This is a genomic window from Streptomyces griseicoloratus (genome assembly GCF_014534645.1).
Taxonomy (GTDB): Bacteria; Actinomycetota; Actinomycetes; order Streptomycetales; family Streptomycetaceae; genus Streptomyces; species Streptomyces griseicoloratus.
Map to the genome: position 1 here is coordinate 114,858 of NZ_JACVQF010000200.1, position 22,406 is coordinate 137,263.

Below are 22,406 nucleotides of genomic sequence, written 5' to 3' on the forward strand. Positions count from 1 at the left end.
GTCACGAGCAGTCGAACCAGTGCCCGATGGGGCGGTCGGGGCAGGCGCGGCATTCGAAGACGTACACGCCTCCGGCGTCGCCGAGACACAGGCCCGCGGGATTGTCCGCGGCTTCGGCCCAACCGCTGTCGGTCCGGTCCTCCACCGGCAGCCACGTACGCCAGGACTCTCCGTCGAACTCCCAGCTGGCGACGGTCAGAAGGTGCTCCATGCGCCCGCCGCATGCTGCGCACTCGGGCCAGCACGGTTCCTGTGTCCAGCCGGGGTAGCCACCCAGCTTGATCCCAGGTGCCTCAGCCAAGTGGTACCAGTAGTCCAGGCCGGTCGTGGCATGCAGCTCATCGAAGCGTTGCCGCAGTGCGTCGTACACGTCGCGGGGAAGATCGTGGCTCGGGTACTCGGTCACCTGCTCCGGGTGGATCACGCACGGGTCCGGGTACCAGTCCTTGGGCAGCCCGTCCACCGGCGCCGGTGTGGGCAGTGTGTCTCCGATCGCACGGGAGTCCCTCCAGTGCACCCGAGGCAGGGGGTAGCAGAACTCGCCGTGCGCGTAAGGGCACCACAGCACCTGAAGCAAGTCGGATCCGTCGGGGAACGGGATGCCCGGGGCGTCGGCCTTGTGCACCTGTACGACGGGGACCATGGGCACGGCAGCCTGGAGTTCGCTCACGGTGTCGGGGTCGTAGTGCTCCTGCGCGCACACGGGCCACGGCTCTGCCGCGGGCCACAGCAGTGGTCCTCCGACGGAACTTTCGTGGCTGGAGGGGGAACCGGCGCGCGGATGCAGGCGAACGGCCTGACGGCGGAAGGGGATCAGCTCAGGGAAGAGCTTCTCCACGTTCACCGGGCGGGCTGGGGTACGACGGGTCATGCACCGGACTCTAGGACCAGGGTGTGACAGCCGGCCCCATCGGCCCCGCGATCCCCCTGCCTCTCGTCATGGGCGGCGTGGCCGAGGCGGGTCGGGCCGGCCTCTCGGGTCGTCGGGTGGCGGAATGCGGCCACAGCGTAAACCCGCCACCGTCTTCCCCTCCGTACCAGCCGCCCGTCTGCCAAGGTGGGGCCACCCCAGTACCAACCAGCTTCCGCCGCCTGCCTTTCGACGTCTCGTCGCAGGCACACGGCGCTGACGTGCCATCGGCCCGGACATGCCGGTGCACAGATTGGGGAGAGCGATGCGCTCGATATCGCGTACTGCCCTGGGGACGGCGATCGCCGCCGTTCTGGCCGCCACCGCGGCCGTGCCCTCCATGGCGGGGGCACCGGGGAACGGCACCCCCGCGGAGAAGAGACCTCTGACCGGCAGCTCGGCCGCCGCCACCGCGCGCGGTGGGCAGGGCGCTGTCGTCACCCTCGTCACCGGTGACCGGGTCCTGGTCACCGAGGGCCCGTCCGGGCGGAGTTCGGCGGTCCCGCTGCCCGCCGCGGACGGCAGCACACCGCTCGTGCAGACCCGCCAGGCGGGCAAGGACCTCTACGTCTACCCGGAGGGCGCCGCCGCCGCGATCGCCGCCGGCCGCGTCGACCAGGAGCTGTTCAACGTGACGGGCCTGGTGCGTCAGGGCTACGACGACGCGCACCATGATGGGCGCCGTCCGCACCTACCGAGCGGGTGAGCGTCGCACCGAGGACTGGTACGGCGGTGTCCTGGCCCCGGCCACGCCGCGGGACGCCTCGGGCAGGGAGCAACTCGCCGCCGAGCGGCAGGGCAACCGGATCGGCGTCGTGCCGGCCATGTGGGGCGACCGTGAACACGCCGCCAACCAGGGGTCGTTCGGCGACCTCGGGTCCATGACCCTGGGCATCGACGGCGAGGTGGCGGGCACCAGCGCCTGTCCCTACGGTGTCTTCGAGGTTCCGGCGGCCGACTCCGCGTACGAACTGACCCTGCGGACCATGAAGATCGGGCAGCCCTCGCAGGTCTGGAAGCGGTCCGTGTCGACCGAGACGACATGGTCGTTCCGTTCCCGGTTCGAGGAGGGGGTCTACTCGCAGGGACTGCCGGTCCTCTTCCCGCAGTACCGACTGCCCGAGGACGGCATGAAGACGCTGGCCGCGCATGACGGGCAGCGCATCACCCTCGGCGTCACCGGACACGCCGGCTACCGGCCCGGCGAGCTGCGGGCAGCGAAGCTGTCGTACTCCTACGACGGCGGCGGCACCTGGACCGAGGCGGCGACGGACCGGCACGACGGTGTCTGGACCGCCACGGTCGACCATGCCGGCGCCTCCGGCAAGCAGGTCACCCTGAAGGTCGCCCTGACGGACACCAAGGGCAACTCCGTCACCCAGACCGTGACCCGGGCCTACGACGTACGGTAACCCCGCACTTCCCACGGCCGGCCGGCGGCAGGGCGGCACCCACAGACCGGGAGTGCCGCCCTGCCACGGTCGCCCTCGGTTGTTCGGATCACCCTCCCTCGGCGGGCGGTAGGGGCCGGCGGTCGGCGAAATCCGGTGGCTTGCCGGACGAGCGGCGTGGCAGCCTTCCAGGTCATGGATGCAGACGTGTGGAACGAGCAGGTGGCACAGGGGTACGACGAGTCATCGGCACACATGTACGCGCCCGACGTCCTGGGTCCCGCGGTTTCCTTCCTCGAACGCCGAGCGGGCCGCGGCCCCGCTCTGGAGTTCGCGGTGGGGACAGGACGCGTCGCGCTTCCGCTGAGCGAGCGAGGCGTTCGTGTGGCGGGGATCGAGAAGTCGGAGCCCATGGCCCGGGAGCTCGGCAGGAAGCCCGGCGGCGACGACGTGGCCCTGACCATCGGGGACATGACGACCTCTCGGGTTCCGGGCACGTTCAGCCTGGTCTACCTCGTCTACAACGCCATCACCTGCCTGCTCTCCCAGCAGGAACAAGTCGCGTGCTTCCGCAACGCCGCAAGGCACCTTCAGCCTGGGGGCCGATTCGTGATCGAGGTCTTCGTCCCCGAACTGCAGCGGCTGCCGCCGGGCGAAACGGCACGCCCGTTCCACATCGGCGACCGGCACGTCGGCTTCGACACGTACGACCTGGTGAACCAGCAGTTGGTCTCGCATCACTACACGATCGTCGACGGTCAGGGCTCCACCTTCCTCTCACCTCACCGCTACGTCTGGCCCTCCGAGCTCGACCTGATGGCCATGCTCGCCGGCCTGGACCTGTCCGAGCGGTGGGCCGACTGGAACGAGGCGCCCTTCACCGCGTCCAGCAGGTCACACGTCTCCGTGTGGCAGAAGCCGTCCCACGGTTCCGCATCTCCTTGACCACCGTGCGGACACCAGTGGATCACGCCAGAACGTTCCAGGGAGCCGGTGGAACAGAGGCGAAGAAGCGGAGCAGGCCCAGGAGTCGGCTGGCCGGAGGGGCCGTCCAATGACGTTCGCCCGGGTGCGGGACGGGATCTGCCAGGCGGCCGAGGGCCCACGTGAGGTGGAACCACAGCACACGGGCTTCCCACGTCGGCGAAGGTACTGCGGTGCGCTCGCCGGTCTCCTGCCGGTAGCCGTCGAGCATGGCCGGGATCGCGGTCAGGGGCATCTTGGCGAAGTCGACGGCGGGATCGGTCCACTGGGCATCGCCCCAGTCCACGATGCCCGTGAGCCGACCGGTCCGCGGGGAGACGAGCAGGTTCTGCGGAGCGATGTCGCCGTGCACCAGGACCTGGTGCGGCTCGTCGGGGAGATGTACCGAGAGCCGATCGAGCCAGCCCCTCAGCCAGCGGGCGGCCCCGGCGTCGATCCAGCCGTCCGTGAGCAGGCGGTCGGTGAGTGCCCACGGGTCTGTGGTGCCGTCGTCCACGGGGACGGTACGGAGGTCGGGTGCGCCGGCCGGGGTCAGCCGGTGGAGCCGGGCCAGTTCTCGACCCACCTGGTGGAAGACGCGGTCGGTGTCGGCGGTGGCCGGTTCGAGGCGGACGAGATCTGCTCCCGGTGCTCGCGTGAGCAGCATGTAGGGCACGTCCACCGCCGAGCAGGTGTCGTCGAAGGCGACGATTTCGGGCGTGCGCACGCCGGCCTGCCGGGCGACGGGGATGACGGCGGCCTCCTTGACCAGGTCCGGGAGGAACTGCTTCGTCCGCGGTATGCGCAAGACCAGGTTGTCACCGAGAAGGAAGACCCGGTTGGCCACCCCGGAGGGAAGGGGGCGCACCTGTTCGGCCCGGGTCCCGTGCCGGCCGGCGATGGCGGCCAGTGTCCCGGCGCTCGGTTCGTAGTCCAGCATGACCGAACATGCTGACACAGGCGGGCCGGCCCCTTCTCGAGCCCATGCCCATGCACGACCGAAAATCAGGCGACAGCCGGAGACCGGGCGCCCTAACGTCCGCAGGCATGACCCCTTCACTTGAGCGTCCCCCCTTGCAGGCCGACGAGCGCACCGCGCTCATCGGCTGGCTGGATCTGCAACGGAAGATCCTGCGATGGAAGTGCGACGGCCTCAGCGAGGCAGACGCGCACCGCTCCGTCATCCCGACCTCGCCGGCGATGACGATGGCCGGGCTCATCAGCCATATGCGGTGGGTCGAGCACACCTGGCTGGAGGTGCTGTTCCTGGGCGGTGACAAGACGCAGAACCCGTCGTTCGACGAGACCGACGAAGACGCCGACTGGCGCACCGACGGCATACCGCTGAAGCAGTTGCTCGCGGAGTACGAGAGCCAGTGCGCCCGAAGCAACGAGATCGTGGCCGCGGCCTCCCTGGACGACGTCGGCCGCCACCCCGACTACCGCTCCGGCAACGCCAACCTCCGCTGGATGCTCATCCATCTCGTCGAGGAGACCGGACGGCACGCGGGACACGCGGACATCGTGAGGGAGCTGCTCGACGGGACGAAGGGGTACTACTAGAGCGACTGCCCGGGTGGGTCCGCGCGCATCTCGTGGCGCCGGCGAGCGCCTCGCTAGCAGACGGCACGCACCGGCACAACCCGTTCGAGCGCACACCCTGCCGCTCCAGGGTGTAGTGCTGCCCGCCATATCGTTGCTCGTTGAACAACCCCTACGGTGCCGGACACCGGGCCGCTCCCGCTGGTCCTCGCCTGCGGACCGACCCGGTGTCCCCCCGCGCCCAAGGGAGCCGCCATGCAGTCGCCGCCGTTCCGAAAAGCCGCCACTCCGCCGCACCGTATCTCCCCCGCGCCGCCGCACGCCGGTCCACGGCCCCGCCCGACGGGCGGCATGGCCCGAAGAGCGCTCACCCGCCTCGTGGCCGTCGTGGCCCTGGTCCTCGGAGCGGCCCTGGCCGGTCCGGCACCGGCCGCCCACGCCGCGGTCGGCCTGACCAAGGTCACCGACTTCGGTGCGAACCCGGGCCAGTTGAACATGTACCTTTACCGGCCGGCATCCCTGCCCGGCAACCCGGCCGTGGTGTTCGCACTGCACGGCTGCACGCAGGACGCCCAGACCTACGCCAACAACTCCGGGCTGCCCGAACTCGCCGACCGGCACGGGTTCCTGGTGGTGTTCGCCGAGACCACGACCTCGAACAACCTCAACAAGTGCTTCAACTGGTTCCAGAGCAGCGACAACCGCAGAGGCCAGGGCGAAGCCGCCTCGATCCGCCAGATGGCCGCGCACACCGTCTCCGCCTACGGCGCGGACGCCCGACGCACCTACGTCACCGGTCTGTCCGCGGGTGGCGCCATGACGTCGGTGATGCTCGCCGCCTACCCCGACGTCTTCCAGGCCGGAGCCGTCGTCGCCGGGCTGCCCTACGGCTGCGCCACCGACGTCGGCAGCGCGTACTCCTGCATGAGCCCCGGCACCGACCTCACCCCGGCGCAATGGGCCCAGCGGGTCCGCGACGCGTACCCGTCATGGACCGGCCCGTGGCCGCGCGTGGCCATCTGGCACGGCGACAGGGACACCACCGTCGTACCGCGCAACGCAGACGAGCTGCGCGACCAGTGGACCGCGCTGCACGGCCTGTCCCAGACCCCGACCCGCACCTCGGCCATCGGCCCCAACTCCACCCGGCACGAGGAGTACGCGGCCGGGGGCGGCCCGCTGGCCGTCGAGGTGAACCGCGTACCGAACATCGGACACGGCACCCCCGTCGATCCGGGCAGCGGCGCCCAGCAGTGCGGCGGCACCGGCGCCGCCTACTTCCTGGACTCGATCTGCTCCAGCCACTGGATCACGCAGTTCTTCGGCCTGGAAGGGTCCGGCTCCCAGCCCGGTTCACTGCCGGCCCCCACCGGTCTGGTCGCGACCGGCGCCACGGACACCACCATCAGCCTGCGCTGGAACGCCGTCGACGGCGCCACCGGCTACGCCGTCCACCGCGACGGTGCTCCGATCAGCACGTCGACCACGACGACGTACACCGACACCGGCCTGACCGCGGGCTCCTCCCACACCTACACGGTCGCCGCCCGTGACGCCGACGGCAGGACGGGCACGCCGTCGGGCGCGGTCACCGCGCGGACCACCGGCGCCACGGCGTCCTGCTGGACCGCCGGCAACTACGCCCACGTCCAGTCCGGACGCGCCACGACCAGCGGCGGCTACACCTACGCCAAGGGCTCCAACCAGAACATGGGCCTGTACAACACCTTCGTCACCCACACCCTGAAGGAGTCGCCCACCGGCTACTTCACCATCGCGGACGGATCCTGCCCCTGACCCGGGCCGGCCAGCACCGCAGAGGCCGCGCCCAACAGATGCGTCCTGCGCCCGTCATGGCGGCAGCCCACTCCAAAGGGCCGCCCACCATGGCGGGCGCACACATGCTCGGCAGGACGGGCCGTCATCCACCCGATGGATGGCCCAGCACCCGGACCGCCTTTCCCCAAGAAAGTTGAAACTTTGTCCTTGACGAGTGGAAAGTAGGCGCTCTAGCGTCCAACTGGCTCACTTCGCATGGTTTTTCACCCGTCTTCACTCTGTAGCAGCCGGCCGGGGCCAGCCCCCGGGCTGCCGCAGCCGCTGACCAGACCAGAGGAGTTCTGAGTGCGCAACAGACGGATCGTCACCCTTGTGGGGGCGGCGGCGCTGGCCGGAGCCGTCGGGCTCCTGCCTCTGTCACCGGCCCAGGCCGCCAAGTCGGACCCCGCACCGCCGGCCCAGTCGGACTTCCAGAAGGTCACCCTCAACGACCGCCCGGGCGAGCCCATGGCCCTCGCCGTCCTCCCCGACCGGCGGGTGCTGCACACGGCGCGCACGGGAGAGGTCCGGATCCACGACCCGAAGAGCGGCGTGAACTTCCTTGCCGCCGACATGAAGAAGAGCCCGGCCGGGCTCTACCAGCACGACGAAGAAGGCGTGCAGGGCATCGCCATCGACCCCGGCTTCGCCAAGAACCGCTGGGTCTACCTGTACTACTCCCCCCGCCTCGACACCCCCATGGACGACCCGGCCACCCCGGGCGTCAACGAAGGGGACGCACCGGAGTACGGCACGGCCGCGGACTTCGCCAAGTACAAGGGCGTCACGCGGCTTTCGCGGTTCAAACTGGAGGGCAACAAGCTCGACTTCGGCACCGAGCAGAAGATCCTCGACGTCCCCGCCGACCGCGGCATCTGCTGCCACGTCGGCGGCAAGATCGACTTCGACCACAAGGGCAACCTGTTCCTGTCGACCGGCGACGACTCCAACCCGTTCGCCTCGGACGGCTACGCCCCGCTCGACGACCGCCCCGACCGCAACCCGGCCTACGACGCGCGGCGCACCTCGGCCAACACCAACGACCTGCGCGGCAAGGTCCTGCGGATCAAGGTCAAGCGCGACGGCGGCTACGTGATACCCGACGGCAACCTCTTCGCGCCGGGCACCCCGAAGACCCGTCCCGAGATCTACGCCATGGGCCTGCGCAACCCGTTCCGGTTCGGGGTGGACGACAGGACCGGAGAGGTCTACGTCGGCGACTACTCGCCCGACGCCAACCAGGCGAACCCCGACCGCGGCCCCGCCGGCCACGGCCGCTGGATGGTCATCGACCGCCCGGCCAACTACGGCTGGCCGCTGTGCGTGACCCAGGACATGCCGTACCAGGACTACGACTTCGCCACCAAGAAGTCGAGCGGCGCGTTCGACTGCGCCGAGCCGGTCAACGACTCGCGGCACAACACCGGACTGAGCAAGCTGCCGCCGGTCACGGACGCGGAGATCGTCTACGGCTACGGGGCCTCCGAAGAGTTCCCGGAGCTCGGCACGGGCGGCATCGGCCCCATGGGCGGCCCGGCGTACCGTTACGACAAGCGGAACAAGGCCGAGAACCGCTGGCCCGAGTACTTCGACGGCAAGCCGCTCTTCTACGAGTGGACCCGCGACCAGATGAAGGCCATCACCCTCGGCCGGAAGAACGAGGTCAAGAAGATCGAGGACGCGATCCCCTCGATCACGACGGACGGCCCGATCGACGCCGAGTTCGGCCCGGACGGCGCGCTCTACGTCCTCGAGTACGGCACCGGGTACTTCGCGGAGCTGCCCGAGGCCCAGCTCTCCCGCATCGACTTCACGCGGGGCAACCGCACCCCGGAACCCAAGGTCGCCGCGGACGTGGTCAACGGGACCAACCCGCTGACGGTCCAGTTCTCCAGCGCCGGCACGAAGGACGCCGACGGTGACGCCCTCCGCTACGCCTGGGACTTCGACGCCGACGGCACCGTGGACTCCACGGAGGCCAACCCGAAGCACACGTTCACCGAGAACGCCGTCTTCGACGCCACGCTGAAGGTCACCGACAGCACCGGGCGCTCGGCCTCCGCATCGGTTCCCGTCGTGGTGGGCAACAAGGCGCCGACCGTCTCGCTCACGACCGACCCGGCTCCGCACGGCGGCACGGCGTTCCACTGGGGTGACACGGTCACCTGGAATGTCACCGTCACCGACGACCAGCCGGTGGACTGCTCCAAGGTCACCGTCTCGTTCATCCTCGGCCACGACACGCACGGCCACCCGCTCTCTTCCAGCACCGGGTGCTCCGGGTCGTTCAAGACGTTCGTGGACGGCGGTCACGCCGGTGCGGACAACCTGAAGGCGGTCTTCAACGCCACCTACAAGGACTCTCCCCCGGACGGTCTGCCGTCCCTCTCGGGCAGCGCCGAGGTCGCACTGACACCGGCCGACTGACCGGCTGCACAGGCACAGAGGCGGGGCGCCATCCCCAGGGGTGGCGCCCCGCCGCCACACCTGCGGCATCCCGCCCCCTGAGTCGATCAGGTGTGGCCGTGCGGCCAGCCGGCCAGGCCACTACCTTCGGGAGCGTGGCGCGTCGCCTCCTCGACCGAGTCGTGGAAGGCGTACACCGGATACAGGCCGCCGGCCTTGAACACCTTGAGTATCCGGGCATCGGCGCAGGTCAGGAGCAGGGACCCCGCGTGGGCCTGAAGGCCCTTGGTGATCGCCACGATCGTGCCCAGGCCCATGGAGTCCAAGAACGTCACCTGGCACAGATCCAGAACGAAGTGCCGGTGCCCTTCGTCGACGAGGCGGGCGACGGCCTCGCGGATCGCGGGTGAAGAGCAGACGTCCACCTCGCCGGTGACGCTGACGACGGTCCACCCGTTCGTCGTGCAGTGATCGAGCTTGTCGTTCCTCAGGGTGAGCCGTTTGGGCGTCCGCACTCTCTGCTCTCTGCCTCTCTCGCCGTCCCGAATGTCTCGTTCATCCAGTAAACGGGTCTTGAGTTTCCTGTCACAAGGGTGCGAGTTTCAGATAGTGAGCGAGAGTCCCCTGGTCACCCGGTTCGCCGCGGCGAGCAGCCGTGCGGAGGCGACCTGGATCGTGGACGAACGATCCGCGCGCAGCGAGACACCCAGGGATCCGAGAGTGTCACCCCTGTACACGGGCACCGCGACGCAGACGGTCCCGAGGGAGTACTCCTCCAGGTCAGTGACGGCCCGGTCGTCGGGGAAGGCGTCGAGCCGCCGCAGCAGCTCCCCGCGGTGGGTGATCGTCCTGGGCGTGAGGTCCGCCAGGGAGTGCCGGGAAAGGTACTCCTGGCGTGCCTCGTCGTCCAGCTCGCGCAGCACACACTTGCCCAGCGCGGTGGCGTGGCCCGCGTCCTCGAAACCCACCCACAGCTCGGCGCGGGGCGCCTGGGGGCCGTCGACGATCTCTGCCACGCGGATCTCGCCGTCCTCGTAGAAGGTGAGGTAGGCGGCGGCGGACAGGTGGTCGCGCAGGGAACCCAGCATCGGGCGGACCCTGCTGAGCAGTGCCTGTGTCCCACTGGCGTCGTGCAGGACTCCCAGCTTCTCGCCGAGGACGTAGGAGCCGTCCTCCAGCTTGCGCACGTATCCGTCGTGCGCAAGGGTCCGCAGCAGGTGGTACGTGGTGGCCAGGGCCAGCCCCGTCTCACGCGCCAGCTGCTTGGCCGGTGCGCCGCCTTCATGAGCCCCTACCGCCTCCAGCAGCCGGAAAGCCCGCTGTACGGAGGTGATGAGCGTGGGGCCTTCTTGAGCGCCCATACCTCCACCGTGCGCGCGACGGGCGCGCAGGGCAAGCTGCTCCGACGCCCGGTGCCCCGAGCCGCGGGTCCCCGCCACCGTCGGTCGCAGACCGGTCACCGCCTCGATCCGGTGGGAGGCGGCACCCTCAGTGGTTGCCCGGCTCCGGTCCGTGCCGACCGGCACGTTCCCGGCTCTGCAGCGGGCCATCGACATCGAGGGCGGAACTCAGGTACGGGGCCAGTCCTGGCCGGCGGTCACCTCCTGCGCGACGCGACGCCACCGGGCCTCTCCGCCGGGCAGGGGCCAGGCCCAGGTGAGTTGTGCCGCTGTATTGAGGTCGTGGAGGAGGCGGACGAGTTGCGGGCCGGCGGTGGCGGCGCCGTCCGGGACAGCGGGGCCGTGGACGGCGCGGAGTCCGGCGAAGCGTGCCAGTTCGTCCTCATAGAAGCCCACGGCGTCATCGATGCGTGCGGCGAGGTCGTCGCGCGGCACCGTGCGGTGCAACTGCAGCAGCGGAGGCTCGATGGACTCGGCGATCGCCGCGGCGAGCCGTGCGTGGCCGTCCAGGATCAGATGGCAGTCCAGGCCACTGACCCACCACAACAGAACCGGTGGGAGCGTCCCTTCGCGGGCCTGCCTGCGGTACGCCTTGACGCTGCTGTCGCCCGGACCGGGCATCGGCCGCAGCGGTAGAACCTCCCACGAGCCGGCGTGGAAGAACCAGTCGATGTATCCGTCCGGATGGCCCTCGACGAGCATCGAGCCCCAGTACTCGGCGTGCGAAGTGCCGGCGCGGCACCGGCGCTGGAGCGGACTCTCACATGAGAGCAGCCATCGTCCCTCGTGCAATGGGCTGTCCGGCGAGTCCACGAGGTACTGCGCGAAGCGGTGAGCCCACCGTTGCGGGCTGCCTGCCAGGACACGGCCCACATCGGCACGCAGCGGCGGGACGAAGGAGCGGTACTCGCCGGTGCGCCAGAACTCCACGCCCGCGAGGCGCTCGTCGACATCGGCGAGCAGCACGGCCCGCGACTGCTGCGAGACCAGCAGCCGCGGCCCGGCGCTGAACACACACAGACCCGGCTGGTGGCGGTCCTGTACGTCCAGGGACAGCCCCACCCACCTGCCGTCGTGCCGCGTGACATCGCTGCGTCGCATGCCGCAGAGCATAGACAGGCGGTGAGGGGCGGGATGGAAAAGCCGGGGCCTGGCGGTGTGTCAATCGAACAGGACCGACCGCACCTTCAGCCGCTCGGAGCCGCCACCGGTGAGCGGGCGGAGCCTGAAGGAGTCGCCCTCGCAGTTGGAACCGGTGTAGACCGTCGCCCAGGCGTCCGTGCGGTTCTTCGGCGAATGGCCGGGCTCGGGGTTCTCCTCGCCGACGCCGTGGAGATTCAGGCACAGGTCGCTCGGCGGGTCGTTGAGGAAGCCGGTCGCCTCATAGCCCTCGACGGTCACGTAGTCGTAGCGGAACTGCCCCGACGCGGCTGAGGCAGAAGAGGGGACGGCAGCGACGAGCAGGCCGGCGCCGAGAACGGCGGTGAAGGCGGAGCGAAGACGCATCGATGGGCCTTTCTGCTGGTGGAACAATGCCGCGGCCATCTCTGCCCGCTGAGCCGAACCGCATCCGCGCTTGACACGAACGGATGACGACGAAACGACCCTGCACGAACTGGTTCCTCCAAGGCATCGAAGGCATCAGCTACGGCCGCCAACCGGCCTGCTCATCACCCGCTGCCGGCTCAGCGCACGTCCGTCTCCTCAGTGCCCGTGCCGGGCTGGAGCATCCCAGTCCCGGGTTCGGCCGTCTCGGGCTGGATCGTGCCTGTTCCGGGTTCGGCCGTCTCGGGCTCGATCGTGCCTGTTCCGGGCTGGACCTGCTCTGTGCTCGGCGGGACGACCCGGCAGTTCACGAAGATGTCGCTCTGGTCCTCGTTGACCGCGAGAACGGTGTAGTCGACGTTCCTCTGGAAGCGCGTCAGCAGGAAGTTTCCGTTCTCATCCACATTCAGGCGCTCTGTGGACTCACCGTCGTTGAGGTCCCGCGGAGCCGTGAAGCCCTCGCCGGAGATGGTGACGGACATGCCGTTCGCCGCGGGTGTGACCGTGCAGCTTGCGGCGGGTACCGCAGCGGCGGTCGGTGCGAAGACGATCGCACCGGACAGTGCGAGCGAGGACGCGAGCACGGAGACCACGGTGCGTCGAGGGTGCAGATGCATGACAGTGCTCCCATCAGAGAGGCGGGGGAAAGGCCGTCCGCAGAGGCGTCGGCGTCATCGCCACGAGCACCGCGCGACGGCCTGCAAGGCGGGCCGGCGCCTGCCGTCCTGGGCTCTCGTTGCCGGCGCGTACAGGGCGGCAACCTGGAGGCCGGAAGGGGACCCGCCGTTCCATGCTCCCCCGCTCTCCCCCACGTGTCGACCGGACGGACGGGCCGCTCCCAGTGCTCGCGCGTTCCTCACCAGGTGTACGAGGACTCACCGCGTCGGTCGGGCGATGTCCTGAGTGCCGATGACGGCGAGCAGCCTGAGCAGGTCGGCGCTGTCCGTGCCGACCGCGGGGGTGAACCAGAGCAGCCGTTGCCGGCCGTCTTCGCTGAACAGGTTGAGGCAGTTGACCTCGATCAGCCCGAGCGTGGGGTGGACGAGGCGCTTGCGGTCGTCCCGCCGGAACGCCACGTCGTGCTCGGCCCACAGGGCGGCGAACTCGGCGGAGGCGTCGCGCAGTGTGCTGATCATCGAGCTTGCCTCGGTGTCCCTGGCGTCCCGCCGCGCCGCGGCGGCTCGCAGATCGGCGACGAAGGCACGGGACTGGGCCTCGTGATCGGCTTCGGGATACAGGCGCCGGGCGTCCGGGTCGGTGAACCACCGGTGGACGAAGCTGGCCCGAGGGCCCCGGAAGCCGGACTGGTCCCCGAGCAGTGCCACCGCGAGCGGGTTCTGCACCAGGGTGACGTGCAAGTCGGTGATGACCTGTGCGGGGGTGGAGGTCAGACGATCGAGCAGGTCGAGCATGGCCGGGTGGACGTGCGACGCGGCGCCGTGCACGGGCACCGGGCGGCCCGCGAGGTGGTAGAGGTAGTCGCGTTCGTCAGCGGTCAGACGCAGGGCCCTCGCCAGCGCGGCGATCATCTGCTCGGACGGCTGGGACCCGGCGCCGCGTTCGAGTTCGTTGTAGTAGTCCACGGACGCCCCGGCGAGCTGGGCGACCTCTTCCCGGCGCAGGCCGGGCACCCGTCGCCGAGGCCCTGAGGGAAGCCCCACGTCGGCCGGGCGGATGCGTTCACGCCGCGAACGCAGGAAAGCGCCCAGCTCGGTGTATCTCGTAGATCCTGCGGAGGCCATGCCGTCCATTGTGCGCTCGGCCGGGCCGGCGACCCAGGGGATGACATCCCCTGGTTGCGCCGGGCGGCACCGCGCATGGTGGAGGGCGTGACCATGAACCAGCCACCCCGAGAACGGGCGACCGAACGGGTCGCCGTCGTCACGGGCGGATCGCGCGGCATCGGCCGCGCGGTCTCCCGCAAGCTCGGCCGGCAGGGCCTGGCCGTCGTCGTGAGCTACGCCGGCGACGACGCCGCCGCCGAGAAGACCGTGGCGGAGATCGTCGCCGCCGGCGGGCGGGCGATCGGCGTGAAGGCGGACGTAGCGGATGAAAACGCGGTCTCCGCGCTGTTCGACCGGGCGGAGCGGGAGTTCGGCGGCGTGGATGCCGTCGTGAACGCCGCCGGCCGACTCGCTCTGTCGCCCATCGCCGATCTCGACCTCGCCGTGCTCGACGCCGTGCACCGCACCAACATCCGCGGCACGTTCGTCGTCGCCCAGCAGGCGGCTCGGCGACTGCGCCCGGGGGGCTCCTTCGTGGCGTTCTCGACCTCCGTGGTCGGCACCCAGTTCCCCGGCTACGGCGCGTACGTGGCGAGCAAGGGCGCCGTCGAGTCGATCACGCTGATCCTCGCCCGCGAACTGCGCGGACGGGACATCACCGTGAACACCGTCGCCCCCGGGCCCACGGCCACCGACCTGTTCCTCGACGGCAAGACCCCCGAGCAGATCGACCAGCTCGCCACAGCCGTTCCGCTGGAGCGGCTGGGCACCCCGGAGGACATCGCCGAGGTGGTCGCCTTCCTCACCAGTCCGGAAGGGCACTGGGTCAACGGCCAGATCCTGCGGGCGAACGGGGGCTTGGTGTGACGACCTGACCGAACGCCGCAGCGATCAGACCCGAGACCCCTGACGACACCCACACAGAGGAGACACACATGCCTTTCGCCAACTTCAAGGTCCCCGCGGGCACCATCACCGACGAGGACAAGAAGAAGATCATCGAGCGCACCACCGAGCTCTATGCGGAGATCTACGGCGAGCGGGCCCGTCCCACCACCGTCGTGCTCGTCGACGAAGTCGTCGACGGCGGCTGGGGTGTCGCGGGCAATGTCCTGACCGCCGCCATGCTCAACGGCGACGCCTGACGATCACGCGCGGCGGCCCGACGCCCGGAGCGCGGGCCGCCGCCACGATCCGCCCTGACCGGGTCCGGCACCCCGGAACAGCAAATGCAACCCACAGGTTGCAGTCACTCTCGCGATGTGCAATCGTTCAGTTGCACAGCAATGCGAGGGAGCTACCCATGAACGACACCACCTACACCGACGCGGAGCTGGCCGAGCTCGACCGGATCGCCCGGCAGATCGACATCGACGCCCCGGCCGAACGGGTATGGGAGCTGGTCGTACGGCCCGGCTGGTACATCAACGACGGCGTGGTCGAGGCCGAGCAGGACCTGCGCTACGAGGGCGACGTGGCCGTGGTGCGCCATCCGTCGCTGGGTGAGTTCCGGTTCCGCACGGTGGAGCTGGACAAGCCTCGCTACGCGGCGTTCCGCTGGATCGGAACCCCGTTCCGGGACGGATCGACGCCCTCGACCCTGGTCGAGTTCTGGATCGACGAGCGCGCCGGCGGCGGGGTGACCCTGCGCGTGGTGGAGAGCGGGTTCTCCAGCCTCGCCGACGACCCGGCGGCGTGGCTGAAGCAGCGCGAGGGCAACGACAAGGGCTGGCTCACCGAGCTGGCGGCCGCGAAGGCGTTCGTCGAGAAGAGCGCGCCGGCCCCGACGGGGCGTCCATGACGGCCCCCGCTCTTCCCGTCGTGTGTGCCGCGCTCGGCGACGCGACGCGCTGGGAGATCCTCACCCGGCTCGGCGAGGGCCCCATGTCGGCGTCCGCGCTGGCCAGGGTCCTGCCGGTGAGCCGGCAGGCGATCGGCAAGCACCTGGAGGTGCTGCGGGAGGTCGGGCTGGTCGAGTCCGAGCAGCGCGGACGCGAGGTCGTCTACGTCGCAGTCGGCGCCCGGCTCGGCGCGCTGGCCCGCGAACTCGACCGGATCGGCCGCTCCTGGCAGACGCGTCTGCTGCGGATCAAGGAGCTGGCGGAGAGCCCCGCATCCGACACGGCCGACTGACGGATGACAGCAGGACGGCGGACCGCGCTCCGGTGCTGCCGCCGACGGCCGACCGGGTCACCTTCCAGGCCGAGCCGGACCGGCTGCGGATCCGGGAGAAGGCGCACACCCGGGAAGGCGACGCGATCGCCGCCGCCCGAGGGCGCCTGCCCATGACCGCGGTCGCCGCCGACTGTCCATCGTCCACTCCTTGATCACCGCTCATCAGGGCCGCGTCGAGGTCCGCACCGCCTCCGGGCAGGGCGCCACCTTCCGCGTCCTGCTGCCGTTGCATCCCGACAGCCCCGGCCGCCGGGCGCCCTGTGCGGTGAAGACCGTCCCCTCGCGCATCCGCCCGGTGGTCACTGCTCTCCGGCCAGGCGTCGTTGTTCGAGGTAGATGCCGGTGAAGACCGCGACCTTGGCGCGCAGGACCCAGGGGTCGAAGGGTTTGCCGATGTAGTCGACTGCGCCGGCGGCATAGCCGCGGGCGGAGTGTTCGGGGTCGGCGCCCATGGCGGTCAGGAAGATGATGGGCACGTCGCGGGTGCGGAGGCGTCGTTTGATGTGGGCGGCGGTCTCGTAGCCGTCCATGTCGGGCATCTGGACGTCCATGATGATCACGGCGAAGTCGTCGTGGTCGAGGAGGGCTTTGAGGGCCTCGCGGCCGGAGGAGACGGCGACCAGTTCCTGATCGAGGGTGGCCAGGACGGCGGTCATGGCCAGCAGGTTGTCCGGCTGGTCGTCCACGACGAGGACCTTGGGCATCGCCTGAGGAGCCACCGGTGTCACGGCAGCGACGGCCTGGACCTGCTCGACCACCTCCAGCTGTCGTTCCAGCAGGGTGCAGCGCGCTTCGGCTTCGTCACGCTGTTTCTCGGCCTGGTTCAACTGGGCGGACAGGCGGGCGACTTCCTCCTGCAGCCTGTCACGTTCACGCAGCAGGTCGGTGACGTCGGGGTTGGCCGCGGCCAGGCGCTCGGCTCGTTCGCGCTCCGCGCTCCATTCCGCTTCCATCTGGTTCAGGCGCACCTCCAGGTCGGCGATGCGGTGTTTGCGGTCCAGCAGCGCGTCGCTCAGCGCGTCGCCGCGGGCGGCGGAGCGGCGGGAGACACGGTCGGCTTCGGCGAGCTGCTGCTCGAGCACTTCCATCGCGTGGCGGGGCGAGGAACTGGTCTCGACGGCTGCCCGGTGCAGGCGGCGCACCAGTTCGATGGTGTCCGGGGTCGCGGCCATGCCGCGGTGTTCGGCGACGTCCGTGAACAGGTCCATCACCACTTCCCATGGAGGCACTCGACTGCCGTTGAGGTAGCGGGAGAAGGTGCCGGCGTCGCGCACCCGGCGGGCCGCGTAACGGCGGACCGAGACCTCCAAGGCCTCGAACAGCTCGCGCAGCGCCATGGCCAGCGCTCGCGCTTGCGGTGTCAGGTTCTCGGCGAGAGGACGCAGCTCACCCACGGGCGTTCCCGCCCTTCGCGCCGGCCTCGCGCACGGCCGGCCTGCCGTGGACGGTGTCAGGGGCGATGACCTGGTTGAACACCGGCACGGCTCCGCCCGCGGCGGTGAGCCCTGCCAGCACACCGGCCGCGATCCCGTTACCGGCCAGCACCGTCAACAGGCCTGCGCCCACACCGGCCAGCGCCGCCAGCAGCAGCACCATCGCTGCCCGCACCGACACAAGTGAACGATCCATCTCCCAGCCCTTCCTCACCCCTGCCGGACACCCGGCCGAGACCGAGCGGGCCCCGGACGAACCCGCCTTGCGACGGGCTCCAGATTGACGCCGGGTGAATCCGTTGCGCCAGGCAACCGACGAATCGGCAACACGCATGGCCCGTTGCGGACCCCGCCCGGCCATCCGCAACACTTCTGACCTGCGGATCCGTGCCGAATCGCCGTCCGGTGTTGCGGCAACACTCACACCGCCCGCGAACACGGTGTTGACGGCCGCCCCCCGAACCGCGTTCCGCGAGGAACGCGGCCCTCGCGGTCCGGACCGTGTGGTCAGGCGGTCAGTTCCCTCTGGGCCGGCGCCGCAGAGGTGAGTGCGTGACGGATGTACCACTCGGTGGCGAACAGCCGTTCCCGTGCATCCGGCGACAGGCCGGCGATCACGCCCGGCAGGGCTCCCCGCTCCACCTCGGAGCGATGGGCCAGTACCGCGGCGATCTTCTGCTTCATCCAGGGGCCGACATCGACGGTAGCGGTGACCTGTTCGTCCGGAACGCTGTACACCGCCTTGCGCGCACCGATCACGTCTCTCAGGGCCGGCACGGCCGAATGCGGGTGCGTGGCCAGGCAGAGCGCACGGGGCTGCCAGGCTGCTCCCGCGTCCGGGTAGAGCTGTTCGAGCCCGGCCGCCCGGGCCGCGATCATGGTCACCCGGTGGGTGTGCACGTGGTCCGGGTGGCCGGGCAGCCCGCCGTAGGCGTCATGGGTGACGATGATGTCGGGGCGGAACGCACGGATGTGCCCTACGACCCGCCGTACCGCTTCGTCGAGCGGTGCATCGCAGAACCGCGCCGCGCCCGGGGCCGACTCCGGTACACGCGCATCGGCGTAGCCGAGCATCCGCGGCTCGCCGGCGCCGAGGATCCGCAGCGCCTCGGCCAGCTCCGCAGCTCGCGCGGTGGCCTCGGCCCAGGTCGCCGTGACGACGGCCGTACGCGCGCCCGCAGCCGCGTGACGGGCGAGCACTCCTCCCGCCGACAACGACTCGTCGTCCGGGTGGGCGAAGACGGCGAGCAGGCTGGGCACGGGCATGGACGGACCGCCTTCCGTCATGAAACAGACCGCCTTCGGTGGGTGCCCCGTCAGGGCTTCCAGGTGCGCAGCATGGCGGCGATCCGGCCGGCGGTGCACCGCGGGCTGTGCAGTTCGTGCGCGAGCGCCGTGAGCTGTTCGCGCGTGGGGTTGACGGGGATGCTGCTGGCTTCCAGGTACATGACGGCGACGGCGCAGGCAACGGTGAGGTTGGAGCGTTCCAGCCAGCGGCAGCGCCCCAGGGTGTGGACCAGGGCGGCGGCTCGTGCGTACGGGCCGTCGTAGACCGGGTGGTCGAGAAGTTCGCCGCGGTGGCGGGCGACGGCGGCGACGGGTACGCCGTAGTCGTCCACGCCCGGGTCGCTGCGCCCGGCTCGCTCGGCGACTTCGAGGATCCAGGACTCGTCGATGTGCAGGATCACGCGGCGGCGCCGGGCTGCCGGTCGTACGGCTGCTCGAGTTGGTGCTCGAGGTCGTCGAGGAAGGTGCCGTGCTCGTCGAGGAGGCGCTGTGCGGCCGCCATCCCGGCGGCCCGGGCGCCGGTGGTGTCCTCGATGATGAGGCGCTCGACGTATCGGTTGAAGTCCAGCCCTCGGGAGGCCGCGGCTTCCTTGCCCGCGGCGAGGACGTCGGGCTCCAGCCGGATCTGAGTTTGCTTCTTCGCAGAGGCCACACCACATGGTAGCACCCTGGTAGCAGGGGCACGGCGCCGAGCCGTTCACGGCCGCTCCCGTCGCGTGAAGGGGGATGTCAGACCCGCGCGTTAGAGTCCCGGGCATGACGTCGACCGCACACTCGGCCCCCTCGGCACACAGGGAATTCGAACTGGTCCGCAGAGACCTGGACCTCGGTGGGAGGCGTCTGTCCCTGCTGGACTCCGGCGGGCCCGGGCGGCCTTTGCTGGCCCTGCACGGGCACTTCTCGGAAGGCCGCACCTTCGCCCGTCTGGCCCGCGAACTCGCCCCTGACTGGCGGGTCGTCGCGCCGGATCAGCGCGGACACGGGGAGTCGGACCGGCCGGCGGACTTCTCCCGGGAGGGGTACGTCGCCGACGCCGTGGCAGTGCTCGACCATCTGGGGCTCGGCCACGTGGTGGTGCTCGGCCATTCGCTGGGCGGCGTCAATGCCTACCAGCTCGCCGCCCGTCACCCGCAGCGCGTGAGCGCCCTGGTCGTCGAGGACATCGGTGCCGTTGTCGACGACGACCTGTCCTTCTGTCTTGCCTGGCCCCGCCGGGCACCCACCCGTGCCGCCCTGATCGAGGAACTCGGGGACGCGGCTCGCTATCTCACCGACGCCCTGCGCGCATACGCCGACGGCTGGGGACTGGCCTTCCGCCCGGAGGACATGGTCACCTCGCAGCGGCAGCTCCTGGGTGATCACTGGGATGACTGGCTGGCCACCGACTGCCCCGCTCTGCTGATTCACGGCATCCGCAGCGACACGCTCAGCGCCGAGCACGGGCATGAGATGCAGGCCCGCCGTCCCCGCACCCGACTGGTCCAACTGCCCACGGGACACACCGTTCACGACAGTGACCCCGCAGGATTCGCCGCCGCGGTCCGTGCTTTCCTCGACTCGCTGTGACAGGCGGCGCGAGGGTCCCCCCGGCGAACTGCGATCATGTTCGGATGGACGCTCGTTTCCTTGGCATCGCCGAGCTGGTCGAAGTCCCGTCCGTGGCGGTCGTGGTCGACGTCATGCGTGCGTTCACGGTGCCTGCCTGGGCCTTCGCCCAGGGAGCGGAGAAGATCGTTCTTGCCGAGTCACTGGACGAGGCCCTGGCCCTCAAGGCCTGTCACCCGGATTGGGCAGCGCTCAAAGACGGTCCGCCCGCTCCCGGTTTCGACACCGTCAACTCCCCGGGTCTGCTGCGGTCCATCGACCTCGGCGGACGGACCGTGGTGCAGAAGACCACGGCAGGGACGGTCGGCGCCCTCGCGGTCAAGGAGGCGTCGCTGGTGCTGTGCGCCGGCTTCGTGGTGGCGGAGGCAACGGCTCGGCTGTTGCGGACACGCGAGTGTGACAGCGTCACGTTCGTGGTCACCGGCGAGGGCGGGCAGGCCGACGAGGATCTGGCGTGCGCTCAGTACATCGCTCGGAGGGCTACCGAGGCCGGGACGGATCCAGCCGGGTTCCTACGCCGCGCCGGGGAGTCGCGCGCCGCCGCCGAGCTGGCGGAAGGTGTGCGTCAAGGAGTCCATCCTGATGACGTCGCACTCTGTCTGGAGCTCGACCGGTTCCCCTTTGCCATGGTGGCGGCCTCGGAGGACTCGCTCATGGTCCTGCGCCCGTGCGCGGTGCCTTCGCCGGCCGAAGGGACTTCGATCCAAACGCCGGCCTAGCACGGCGGACCGCAGTGTCCTGCCGTCCCTCCGAGCGCTCGTCGGCCCTGTGCCCGCCGGGACGGGTCAGGCATACACTGCCGCAGGATCGGCCGGCAGCGCGCGGTGGCGGTGTATCCAGGCCACGGCGCATGACGAGAGCAGTCCGAGTGCCGCGCAGCAGGTCCACGGCAGCCAGGTGCGGCCGGTCCGCTCGCCCAGATCCATCACCCAGCCCACACCTGTGTTGCAGGCCGCGGCGGCGGTGCCGGACAGGACGTAGAACAGGCCGAAGTAGGTACCGGTCATGCCGTCGGCCGCGTAGCGGGTGACGAGCTCCATCGCCGACGGCTGGGTGATCATCACGCCCAGACACATCAGCAGCGCCCCGACGGCCAGGGGCACGGTCCGCAGCACCGCGTCCGATGTGCCGCCGGCCGGGCCCGTGCCACTCACCAGGACGGGCGGCAGGAAACCCAGGCCCATCAGGGCCAGACCCGGCGCGATCCAGCGTCCGGCGTCGCCGCGGGACCGGGTGAGCCGAGTGACGTGCAGTTGCAGCATCAGCTGTGCGAGCGCGCCGGACAGGAACAGCAGGGTGATGGAGCCGTCCCAGCCGGAGGCCCGCCGAACGCCCATGGTGAACAGCAGGTAGAGCTGGTTCTCCAGGGCCGCCATCCCCATCATCGTCAACGCGAAGGCGAGGAAGCCGCGATGGCGCAGTGCCTCACGCCAGTCGAGCAGGACCGTCTTGCCGGTGGGCCGGACCTGGTGCACGGGCAGCGAGAAGAGCTGAGCGACCGTCAGGACCGCGAAAACCGCGGCGGCCGAGAGGGCGCAGACGCGGAAGTCGATGAGGCAGAACACGCTGCCGAGCAGCAGTCCGATCATTCCGCCGGCGGTGGCGCAGACGTTCAGCAGTGAGAACGCCTCGGCCTGCCGGTCCCGGGCCTGCTGCGCGAGGTAGGAGCGTACGGCCGGATAGAAGAGCGCGCCGGCCAGTCCGCTGAGGACCGAGGCCGCGAACACGGTGACGATTCCGTCGCCCAGGGCGAAGAGGGCGAAGCCGATCGTACGCAGGGCGCAACCGAAGGGAATGACCCGGTGTGCGCCCAGTCGGTCGGCGGCGGTGCCGCCGAGTACGAACAGGCCCTGCTGCGAGAGGGTGCGGACGCCGAGCACGGTGCCGGTGAGGGTGGCGGACAAGCCCAGGTCGGCGGTCAGATGCGTGGCGAGATAGGGAATCAGCAGATAGAAGCCGACGTCGATGCCGAATTGGTTGAGCAGAAGCAGGCGAACGGTGAGAGGAAAACTGCGAAGGGCGCGGAGAGTTTTCATGGCGCGCTTTCTGTCCGCGGTCGTGCGGAAACAGCCCTGAATACCGCAGGGTTGGTGCGTTGCGTTCGCCTTCACCCTAGGGAACACGAGGCCACACCAGGCGCAGATGCCAGAAACGCACCTGTTGGAGGGACGTTCTGATATTGGCCCACCATCGCCTCATGGCATCTC

The 22,406-nt window shown here is 70.2% G+C and carries 26 protein-coding genes and 1 pseudogene; 13 read left to right on the top strand and 14 right to left on the bottom strand.

Features of this window, described 5'->3' with window-relative positions:
* Position 1 precedes the first annotated feature (1 nt).
* Positions 2 to 871, bottom strand: coding sequence for a YwqG family protein (locus tag H0H10_RS20995; protein ID WP_188182569.1), 870 nt, complete (start codon positions 869 to 871; stop codon positions 2 to 4).
* 304 nt (positions 872 to 1,175) lie between these two features.
* Here H0H10_RS20995 and H0H10_RS21000 point away from each other — a divergent pair, with 304 nt between their 5' ends.
* The 3 genes from H0H10_RS21000 to H0H10_RS21010 all read left to right on the top strand — a co-directional run bounded on the left by H0H10_RS21000 (position 1,176) and on the right by H0H10_RS21010 (position 3,246).
* A complete protein-coding gene (locus H0H10_RS21000; protein WP_188182570.1) occupies positions 1,176 to 1,616 on the top strand; it encodes a hypothetical protein in 441 nt (146 codons plus the stop codon).
* Entirely contained in the window at positions 1,582 to 2,322 is a 741-nt protein-coding gene (locus H0H10_RS21005) for a hypothetical protein (RefSeq protein ID WP_188182571.1), read from the top strand. Before H0H10_RS21000 ends, H0H10_RS21005 begins: the two co-directional genes overlap by 35 nt.
* A 174-nt stretch (positions 2,323 to 2,496) precedes the next feature.
* Positions 2,497 to 3,246 (top strand): methyltransferase domain-containing protein, encoded by a 750-nt coding sequence (locus tag H0H10_RS21010; RefSeq protein ID WP_188182572.1) that lies wholly within the window; start codon positions 2,497 to 2,499, stop codon positions 3,244 to 3,246.
* A gap of 22 nt (positions 3,247 to 3,268) precedes the next feature.
* On the opposite strand, the gene H0H10_RS21015 is transcribed toward H0H10_RS21010, so the two are convergent.
* The gene (locus tag H0H10_RS21015; RefSeq protein WP_188182573.1) at positions 3,269 to 4,204 is read right to left on the bottom strand and encodes a phosphotransferase family protein; all 936 of its coding nucleotides are present in this window, start codon (positions 4,202 to 4,204) and stop codon (positions 3,269 to 3,271) included.
* A 107-nt stretch (positions 4,205 to 4,311) separates the two neighbouring features.
* Here H0H10_RS21015 and H0H10_RS21020 point away from each other — a divergent pair, with 107 nt between their 5' ends.
* From H0H10_RS21020 to H0H10_RS21030, 3 genes are all read left to right on the top strand, one after another.
* Positions 4,312 to 4,827 carry a DinB family protein gene (locus tag H0H10_RS21020; protein WP_188182574.1) on the top strand — a complete coding sequence of 172 codons (516 nt, stop codon included), beginning with the start codon at positions 4,312 to 4,314 and terminating at the stop codon, positions 4,825 to 4,827.
* Positions 4,828 to 5,157: 330 nt separating this feature from the next.
* Positions 5,158 to 6,603, top strand: a complete 1,446-nt coding sequence (locus tag H0H10_RS21025; RefSeq protein WP_188182575.1) for an extracellular catalytic domain type 1 short-chain-length polyhydroxyalkanoate depolymerase — start codon at positions 5,158 to 5,160, stop codon at positions 6,601 to 6,603.
* 327 nt (positions 6,604 to 6,930) lie between these two features.
* The gene (locus tag H0H10_RS21030; protein ID WP_188182576.1) at positions 6,931 to 9,051 is read left to right on the top strand and encodes a PQQ-dependent sugar dehydrogenase; all 2,121 of its coding nucleotides are present in this window, start codon (positions 6,931 to 6,933) and stop codon (positions 9,049 to 9,051) included.
* An 86-nt stretch (positions 9,052 to 9,137) separates the two neighbouring features.
* On the opposite strand, the gene H0H10_RS21035 is transcribed toward H0H10_RS21030, so the two are convergent.
* The 6 genes from H0H10_RS21035 to H0H10_RS21060 all read right to left on the bottom strand — a co-directional run bounded on the left by H0H10_RS21035 (position 9,138) and on the right by H0H10_RS21060 (position 13,717).
* Positions 9,138 to 9,545 (bottom strand): STAS domain-containing protein, encoded by a 408-nt coding sequence (locus tag H0H10_RS21035; protein ID WP_373566858.1) that lies wholly within the window; start codon positions 9,543 to 9,545, stop codon positions 9,138 to 9,140.
* 87 nt (positions 9,546 to 9,632) lie between these two features.
* Positions 9,633 to 10,391, bottom strand: a complete 759-nt coding sequence (locus tag H0H10_RS21040; protein ID WP_188182577.1) for an IclR family transcriptional regulator — start codon at positions 10,389 to 10,391, stop codon at positions 9,633 to 9,635.
* Positions 10,392 to 10,598: 207 nt separating this feature from the next.
* On the bottom strand, positions 10,599 to 11,531 hold the full coding sequence (locus H0H10_RS21045; protein ID WP_188182578.1) for a hypothetical protein: 933 nt from the start codon (positions 11,529 to 11,531) through the stop codon (positions 10,599 to 10,601).
* A gap of 60 nt (positions 11,532 to 11,591) precedes the next feature.
* Positions 11,592 to 11,936, bottom strand: a complete 345-nt coding sequence (locus H0H10_RS21050) for a hypothetical protein (RefSeq protein WP_188182579.1) — start codon at positions 11,934 to 11,936, stop codon at positions 11,592 to 11,594.
* Positions 11,937 to 12,115: 179 nt separating this feature from the next.
* Positions 12,116 to 12,592, bottom strand: coding sequence for a hypothetical protein (locus H0H10_RS21055; protein ID WP_188182580.1), 477 nt, complete (start codon positions 12,590 to 12,592; stop codon positions 12,116 to 12,118).
* A gap of 258 nt (positions 12,593 to 12,850) precedes the next feature.
* The gene (locus H0H10_RS21060) at positions 12,851 to 13,717 is read right to left on the bottom strand and encodes a helix-turn-helix transcriptional regulator (RefSeq protein ID WP_188182581.1); all 867 of its coding nucleotides are present in this window, start codon (positions 13,715 to 13,717) and stop codon (positions 12,851 to 12,853) included.
* A 93-nt stretch (positions 13,718 to 13,810) separates the two neighbouring features.
* Here H0H10_RS21060 and H0H10_RS21065 point away from each other — a divergent pair, with 93 nt between their 5' ends.
* The 5 genes and pseudogenes from H0H10_RS21065 to H0H10_RS21085 all read left to right on the top strand — a co-directional run.
* A complete protein-coding gene (locus tag H0H10_RS21065) occupies positions 13,811 to 14,566 on the top strand; it encodes an SDR family oxidoreductase (RefSeq protein ID WP_223180188.1) in 756 nt (251 codons plus the stop codon).
* A gap of 68 nt (positions 14,567 to 14,634) precedes the next feature.
* Positions 14,635 to 14,844 (top strand): 4-oxalocrotonate tautomerase family protein, encoded by a 210-nt coding sequence (locus H0H10_RS21070; protein WP_188182583.1) that lies wholly within the window; start codon positions 14,635 to 14,637, stop codon positions 14,842 to 14,844.
* Positions 14,845 to 15,002: 158 nt separating this feature from the next.
* Entirely contained in the window at positions 15,003 to 15,500 is a 498-nt protein-coding gene (locus H0H10_RS21075) for an SRPBCC domain-containing protein (protein ID WP_188182584.1), read from the top strand.
* Positions 15,497 to 15,832: an ArsR/SmtB family transcription factor gene (locus tag H0H10_RS21080; RefSeq protein WP_188182585.1), complete on the top strand. Its 336-nt coding sequence runs from the start codon at positions 15,497 to 15,499 to the stop codon at positions 15,830 to 15,832. Before H0H10_RS21075 ends, H0H10_RS21080 begins: the two co-directional genes overlap by 4 nt.
* Positions 15,829 to 16,023: pseudogene (locus tag H0H10_RS21085) on the top strand (DUF899 family protein); the annotation flags it as partial. The gene H0H10_RS21080 and the pseudogene H0H10_RS21085, both read left to right, overlap by 4 nt.
* Positions 16,024 to 16,173: 150 nt before the next feature.
* Here the strand turns inward: H0H10_RS21085 and H0H10_RS21090 are convergent.
* The 5 genes from H0H10_RS21090 to H0H10_RS21110 form a co-directional block, all read right to left on the bottom strand.
* Positions 16,174 to 17,268, bottom strand: a complete 1,095-nt coding sequence (locus tag H0H10_RS21090) for a response regulator (RefSeq protein ID WP_188182586.1) — start codon at positions 17,266 to 17,268, stop codon at positions 16,174 to 16,176.
* A complete protein-coding gene (locus H0H10_RS21095; protein WP_188182587.1) occupies positions 17,261 to 17,503 on the bottom strand; it encodes a hypothetical protein in 243 nt (80 codons plus the stop codon). Before H0H10_RS21095 ends, H0H10_RS21090 begins: the two co-directional genes overlap by 8 nt.
* A 311-nt stretch (positions 17,504 to 17,814) precedes the next feature.
* Positions 17,815 to 18,573, bottom strand: coding sequence for a PIG-L deacetylase family protein (locus tag H0H10_RS21100; protein ID WP_188182588.1), 759 nt, complete (start codon positions 18,571 to 18,573; stop codon positions 17,815 to 17,817).
* Between the two features lie 50 nt (positions 18,574 to 18,623).
* Entirely contained in the window at positions 18,624 to 18,995 is a 372-nt protein-coding gene (locus tag H0H10_RS21105; protein ID WP_188182589.1) for a fic family toxin-antitoxin system, toxin component, read from the bottom strand.
* The gene (locus H0H10_RS21110) at positions 18,992 to 19,246 is read right to left on the bottom strand and encodes a hypothetical protein (RefSeq protein WP_188182590.1); all 255 of its coding nucleotides are present in this window, start codon (positions 19,244 to 19,246) and stop codon (positions 18,992 to 18,994) included. Before H0H10_RS21110 ends, H0H10_RS21105 begins: the two co-directional genes overlap by 4 nt.
* 104 nt (positions 19,247 to 19,350) lie before the next feature.
* Between H0H10_RS21110 and H0H10_RS21115 the strand changes: the two genes are divergently transcribed.
* Together H0H10_RS21115 and H0H10_RS21120 are read left to right on the top strand one after the other, a co-directional pair.
* Entirely contained in the window at positions 19,351 to 20,160 is an 810-nt protein-coding gene (locus H0H10_RS21115; protein ID WP_188182591.1) for an alpha/beta fold hydrolase, read from the top strand.
* Positions 20,161 to 20,204: 44 nt separating this feature from the next.
* On the top strand, positions 20,205 to 20,918 hold the full coding sequence (locus H0H10_RS21120) for a 2-phosphosulfolactate phosphatase (protein ID WP_188182592.1): 714 nt from the start codon (positions 20,205 to 20,207) through the stop codon (positions 20,916 to 20,918).
* A 66-nt stretch (positions 20,919 to 20,984) separates the two neighbouring features.
* Here the strand turns inward: H0H10_RS21120 and H0H10_RS21125 are convergent, their stop codons facing one another.
* Positions 20,985 to 22,235: an MFS transporter gene (locus tag H0H10_RS21125; protein ID WP_188182593.1), complete on the bottom strand. Its 1,251-nt coding sequence runs from the start codon at positions 22,233 to 22,235 to the stop codon at positions 20,985 to 20,987.
* Between the last annotated feature and the right edge of the window lie 171 nt (positions 22,236 to 22,406).

Bases quoted from the DNA above. Each gene is read 5' to 3' on its own strand.
- H0H10_RS20995 (WP_188182569.1), bottom strand. From the start codon at position 871: ATGACCCGTCGTACCCCAGCCCGCCCGGTGAACGTGGAGAAGCTCTTC.
- H0H10_RS21095 (WP_188182587.1), bottom strand. From the start codon at position 17,503: ATGGATCGTTCACTTGTGTCGGTGCGGGCAGCGATGGTGCTGCTGCTG.
- H0H10_RS21075 (WP_188182584.1), top strand. From the start codon at position 15,003: ATGAACGACACCACCTACACCGACGCGGAGCTGGCCGAGCTCGACCGG.
- H0H10_RS21100 (WP_188182588.1), bottom strand. From the start codon at position 18,573: ATGCCCGTGCCCAGCCTGCTCGCCGTCTTCGCCCACCCGGACGACGAG.
- H0H10_RS21050 (WP_188182579.1), bottom strand. From the start codon at position 11,936: ATGCGTCTTCGCTCCGCCTTCACCGCCGTTCTCGGCGCCGGCCTGCTC.
- H0H10_RS21000 (WP_188182570.1), top strand. From the start codon at position 1,176: ATGCGCTCGATATCGCGTACTGCCCTGGGGACGGCGATCGCCGCCGTT.
- H0H10_RS21025 (WP_188182575.1), top strand. From the start codon at position 5,158: ATGGCCCGAAGAGCGCTCACCCGCCTCGTGGCCGTCGTGGCCCTGGTC.
- H0H10_RS21010 (WP_188182572.1), top strand. From the start codon at position 2,497: ATGGATGCAGACGTGTGGAACGAGCAGGTGGCACAGGGGTACGACGAG.
- H0H10_RS21065 (WP_223180188.1), top strand. From the start codon at position 13,811: ATGAACCAGCCACCCCGAGAACGGGCGACCGAACGGGTCGCCGTCGTC.
- H0H10_RS21120 (WP_188182592.1), top strand. From the start codon at position 20,205: ATGGACGCTCGTTTCCTTGGCATCGCCGAGCTGGTCGAAGTCCCGTCC.
- H0H10_RS21040 (WP_188182577.1), bottom strand. From the start codon at position 10,391: ATGGGCGCTCAAGAAGGCCCCACGCTCATCACCTCCGTACAGCGGGCT.
- H0H10_RS21060 (WP_188182581.1), bottom strand. From the start codon at position 13,717: ATGGCCTCCGCAGGATCTACGAGATACACCGAGCTGGGCGCTTTCCTG.
- H0H10_RS21055 (WP_188182580.1), bottom strand. From the start codon at position 12,592: ATGCATCTGCACCCTCGACGCACCGTGGTCTCCGTGCTCGCGTCCTCG.
- H0H10_RS21045 (WP_188182578.1), bottom strand. From the start codon at position 11,531: ATGCGACGCAGCGATGTCACGCGGCACGACGGCAGGTGGGTGGGGCTG.
- H0H10_RS21005 (WP_188182571.1), top strand. From the start codon at position 1,582: ATGATGGGCGCCGTCCGCACCTACCGAGCGGGTGAGCGTCGCACCGAG.
- H0H10_RS21070 (WP_188182583.1), top strand. From the start codon at position 14,635: ATGCCTTTCGCCAACTTCAAGGTCCCCGCGGGCACCATCACCGACGAG.
- H0H10_RS21125 (WP_188182593.1), bottom strand. From the start codon at position 22,235: ATGAAAACTCTCCGCGCCCTTCGCAGTTTTCCTCTCACCGTTCGCCTG.
- H0H10_RS21080 (WP_188182585.1), top strand. From the start codon at position 15,497: ATGACGGCCCCCGCTCTTCCCGTCGTGTGTGCCGCGCTCGGCGACGCG.
- H0H10_RS21015 (WP_188182573.1), bottom strand. From the start codon at position 4,204: ATGCTGGACTACGAACCGAGCGCCGGGACACTGGCCGCCATCGCCGGC.
- H0H10_RS21115 (WP_188182591.1), top strand. From the start codon at position 19,351: ATGACGTCGACCGCACACTCGGCCCCCTCGGCACACAGGGAATTCGAA.
- H0H10_RS21020 (WP_188182574.1), top strand. From the start codon at position 4,312: ATGACCCCTTCACTTGAGCGTCCCCCCTTGCAGGCCGACGAGCGCACC.